Origin of the sequence: Stecheria intestinalis (assembly GCF_009696165.1) — a bacterium.
Classification (GTDB): domain Bacteria; phylum Bacillota_I; class Bacilli_A; order Erysipelotrichales; family Erysipelotrichaceae; genus Bulleidia; species Bulleidia intestinalis.
This window is the reverse complement of sequence record NZ_VUMN01000057.1, coordinates 1-4,596: the sequence shown is the minus strand read 5'-3', so window position 1 is coordinate 4,596 and position 4,596 is coordinate 1. Positions and strand designations below refer to the sequence as shown.

Genomic DNA, 4,596 nt, shown 5'->3' with positions numbered 1-4,596 from the left:
ATCTATTCAGTTAATAACGAGAAAGAACTTCAGAAAGTTCTCAATGAGATGTCGGAAGAAAAAACTAAATGATTGTGATACATCAAAGTTTTATAACAAGATGGGACATTTTCAAAAAATCTTAACAGCTATGAATGGAAGGTACAAAACAGAACAAGATGGGCGTCATGCCCATGGGGAAGCTGCTGATGCAGATGTCGGTTCCCCTGATGATGTCACTGCTGATACAGTCGCTCTATAACATTGTGTACTCAATGTTTGTCGCCGGCTATTCGGAGGAGGCACTGACAGCGACGACGCTGGTATATCCGGTGCAGTTTCTGATGATTGCGGCCGGTGTCGGCACCGCTGTCGGTATGAATGCACTGCGCTCAAGGCGCCTTGGACAGAAACGGACAGAGGAAGCCTGTCAGGCGGCAGGAACGGGCCTGATCATCGTTCTTGCCGAGTCGCTGGTGTTCTGCCTGCTTGGTGTGTTTGCCAAACAGCAGATTGCCGCGATGCTGACGGATGATCCGGATCTGATGCGTGCATGTCTCTCTTATCTTTCAATCAACCTTGTATGGTGCTGGGGCCTGTTTCTGCAGACCTATGCACAGCGTCTGCTGCAGGCGGTCGGCGATCCGGTTCTTTCGATGATCTCATTGATTATTGGAGCGGCGGTAAACATTGTGCTGGATCCGATTATGATTTTCGGCTATTTCGGCTGCCCGGAAATGGGGGTTGCAGGTGCCGCGGCGGCGACGGTCATTGCCCAGTCCCTCAGTGCCATGGCGGCTCTGCTGTTCAACCGCTTCCGCAACCCGGTGATCCATGTCCATCTGAAAGGCTATGTATTTCGCTGGCAGGATGTGAAGGATATTTTCCGCATCGGTTTTCCGACCATCATCATGCAGGCAATCGGTGCCTTCATGAACTATGCGGCCAACTGGATTCTGCTCGGCGTATCGTCAACGGCAGTTGCGACGTTCGGTGTCTATTACAAGCTTCAGAATTTCCTCATGATGCCGATGAACGGGCTGGGACAGGCTGCGATTCCGATCACGGGCTACAACCTTGGCGCAGGCAATGGAGACCGGATCGTTTCCCTGAAGCGGATCCTGACACGTTCGGCGATTGTATTTGCTCTGATCGGAACGGCTGTATTCATGGCAGTTCCTGCGCAGCTTCTGTCGCTGTTTTCGGCGTCCGATGAAATGCTTGCCTATGGTATCCCGGCGCTTCGCATCATCAGCGTGACGTTTATATTTTCGACCCTGACGATTGTCTGGTGGTATCTGGGCTCGGGGCTTGGCAATGGTACCATCAGTATGGTCGCCGGCTTCCTGCGTCAGCTGGGAATCCTGATTCCGCTGATGTATGTGTTAACGAAGTTTGCAGGTCTTCCCTGGACATGGTTTGCCTTCTGGGCGGCGGAAGGAGCTGCATTTCTCTATACACGACGTGCAATACAGAAAGAAGTCACTGCGAAGGCGGAAGAAAAAGCATTCATCTCNTGACAGGCAAGGCCGCAGCCGTAAGCATTGCTATGATTAGTGACTATTGAAATTGCTAATATCCTGCCTGTTTGGTAGCATCTTTCCTATACTGAGCATGCTCAAAGAGCAATGAGATTAACGGATGTGTGAATGATGATGAATGAAGATGCAGCTGAATTGCTGAAAACAAGCATGTGGGATCTTGCAGCCTGCGCAGATGGTGAGCCGAATGTGGTTCCTGCTGCCTTCAAGGATGTCACAGCAGACGGGAAGCTGCTTGTCGGTGACGTGTTTCTGGAAATAACCCTGAAGAACATCCGTTCGAATGATGGGAAAATTGCCATTTCCGTCTATAAGGTTGAGGAATCTCTGATCCCGTTCCATGATGCCTCGGGCAGGACACTGATGGAATGGCTTGGCATGGATCCGGAAACGTTCTGCGGACCATATACCGGTATTCTGCCGATGGATTTCTATGATCCCGGCAAAGGAAAAAGCGGAGACCTTCCGCCGCGTTCGTTCATCACTGAAAGGTACCATGCGGATTTGCTGGCGCTCATGCTGCACATGGAACTGACAATTCTGATCGGCCGCTATGCGTGTTTCTATTCTCTCAAGGACAGACAGAAACAGAATCTTACGGAAACGGTGCGGCATTATGCGGACTATCTTCCACGTTTTTTCCCCATTACGCATCCACGCCTCCTGAATCAGTACTGGCGCAGGAACAATCCGTGGTTTCTCAAGGAAAAGATACAAGCCCTAGACAACGGGTATCCAGGATAATGTATAACAGATAGCGGGAGGGAATGAAGATGAAACGAGGGATCACGGCAGCATTGCTGGCTTCTTTGCTGACAGGCTGTGTCAGCAGGCAGACCATTCGCTTTGGAACGGCGGATTCAAGCGGACTTTATTACGCTTTCGGAACGCTGCTGAGTGAAGCAGCCAATGAAAATGACAAAAACTATACGCTCCAGGTCAAGGAGACGTCAGGCAGTGCGGCCAATATCCGTCTTCTTTCCGAAGGCTATATCCGGGTGGGAATTGCCCAGAGCGATGTCACCAATGAGATGTATTACGGCGAAGAACTGACGGGAGACTCTGACAATGGCTATCAGGGATATTCCGCTGTCGCATCGTTATGGACGGAGGATGTGCAGATCGCTGTTCTGAAGAATTCTGATATCGAGAGTCTCGATGATCTCGAAAACAAAACGGTATCCATCGGACAGGAAGACAGCGGAACCGAGCGCAACGCCAGACAGATTCTGTCATCTGTTGGTCTGCAGAGCGGCAATATCCAGATGGAAAATTATGATTACAGCGATGCAATGAGTCATCTTCTCGATGGAAGTATTGACGCGATGTTCATCACTGCCGGAGCCCCGGTACAGATCTATGCGGACAATGCTTCTGCGATTCGCCTCCTGTCGCTGTCCGATGACGAAATCGAACGCATCCGCAACACGTTCGACGGTTATGTGGAAGCGACGGTTCCCGCCGGCACCTATGAAGGAATGTCCGCGGTCAGAACCCTGGGTGTAAAGGCAGTGCTGCTGGCGTCCGATGAGACGCCGGAAGATGCGGTATACGGCATGTGCCTCGTGCTGTTTGACAATATTGATGACATCGGAAAACAGATCGGGTTGCGCGAAGAAATCACGAAAGAGACGGCGGTGGAAGGAATTACGATCCCGTTCCATGCCGGTGCCGAGAAGTATTACAAAGAGAACGGTATCTCTCTCGGGGGAAATGAGTGATGTCGGTTTCTCTCGATCAGTATCAGACGCTTGCCGTTGCGGTGGCGGTGCTGTTCTTTGGACAATGGCTGTGCAATCGTGTGAAGTTTCTGAAGACGTTCTGCATTCCGGCACCGGTTGCGGGCGGCTTTGTGTTTGCGATTCTTACAACCATTCTGCATGTGACGAATCTGATGGATATTGATTTTGATGATTCGCTGCGGGAAGTTGCGATGGTGTTCTTTTTTACATCGGTCGGCTTTCAGGCAAATCTCAAGGTGCTGAAGCAGGGGGGGAAGGATCTGGCTGTGTTCCTGGTTCTGGTGATCTTCCTGATTGTGCTTCAGAATGTGATTGCGGTTGGCGCTGCTTCCGCCATGGGGCTGTCCCCATTGATCGGCCTGACGACCGGCTCCATTCCGATGGTCGGCGGCCATGGGACGGCCGGTGCCTTCGGACCGGTGCTGGAAGACTTTGGCGTCAGCGGTGCGACCACGATGTGTACAGCGGCCGCAACCTTCGGCCTGATTGCAGGTTCCTCCATGGGCGGGCCGTTAGGCAATGCGCTGATTCAGAAGAACCATCTTTCGCCGAAAACGGAGGAAGGTGAACAGGTGAAGAAGGAAGAAAAGCTTTCCCTTTCCGATTATGCGCCGGCGGTTTACCAGATTATTCTTGCAGCAGGCATCGGAACGGTTCTTTCGTGGCTGCTTTCCAGGACGGGGATGACCTTTCCGGTGTATATCGGTGCCATGATTGCGGCAGCAGTGTTCCGCAACATCAGTGAATACACGCATTCGTTCACCATTCATATGGATGAGATCAATGATTTCGGCAGCCTGTGTCTGTCGCTGTTTCTGGGCATCGCGATGATTACTCTGAAATTCTGGCAGCTGGCGGATCTTGCGGGACCGCTCGTACTGCTGCTGGGCTGTCAGACCGTATTCATGTTTGTATATACACGTTTTGTCGTGTTCCGGCTCATGGGCGGCGATTATGATGCGGCTGTCATTGCGGCGGGTGTCTGCGGCTTCGGCATGGGCGCAACGCCGAATGCGATGGCAAACATGTCTGCCATTACCAACCGCTATGGCAATTCGATTAAGGCCTACCTTCTGATCCCGATTGTGGGCAGTCTGTTTGCGGATTTTATTAATTCTCTTGTTATTACCGTGTTTATAAACCTGTTCTAAAAACAGGGAGATGTTCCTGAATTAATCTCGTTGCTGGAAGAAAGGCTAGGACCGTCGTCAATTACCCCGTCCCGTAAAGGGCCGAGGCTTGTGACTGCCTCCACCAGTACAAGCGTGCTCATATAAGCCTCCTGGTTTCTGCTAGCGAGGATTATACCTCCTGTGGCGTCACATCGCCGGATG

5 protein-coding genes are annotated in these 4,596 nt (G+C 51.6%); all 5 read left to right on the top strand.

Annotated elements, in window-relative coordinates; all coding sequences use genetic code 11:
• Positions 1–241: hypothetical protein (locus FYJ51_RS13645; protein ID WP_205946343.1), on the top strand; the 241-nt coding region annotated here is incomplete at its 5' end.
• Complete coding sequence (locus FYJ51_RS13235) at positions 135–1,499, top strand: MATE family efflux transporter (RefSeq protein WP_154506000.1); 1,365 nt, start codon at positions 135–137, stop codon at positions 1,497–1,499. The genes FYJ51_RS13645 and FYJ51_RS13235, both read left to right, overlap by 107 nt.
• Before the next feature lie 129 nt (positions 1,500–1,628).
• The gene (locus FYJ51_RS13230) at positions 1,629–2,264 is read left to right on the top strand and encodes a uracil-DNA glycosylase family protein (RefSeq protein ID WP_154505999.1); all 636 of its coding nucleotides are present in this window, start codon (positions 1,629–1,631) and stop codon (positions 2,262–2,264) included.
• A 29-nt stretch (positions 2,265–2,293) separates the two neighbouring features.
• A complete protein-coding gene (locus FYJ51_RS13225) occupies positions 2,294–3,241 on the top strand; it encodes a TAXI family TRAP transporter solute-binding subunit (RefSeq protein ID WP_205946341.1) in 948 nt (315 codons plus the stop codon).
• A complete protein-coding gene (gltS, locus tag FYJ51_RS13220; protein ID WP_154505997.1) occupies positions 3,241–4,413 on the top strand; it encodes a sodium/glutamate symporter in 1,173 nt (390 codons plus the stop codon). Before FYJ51_RS13225 ends, gltS begins: the two co-directional genes overlap by 1 nt.
• Positions 4,414–4,596: the final 183 nt, after the last annotated feature.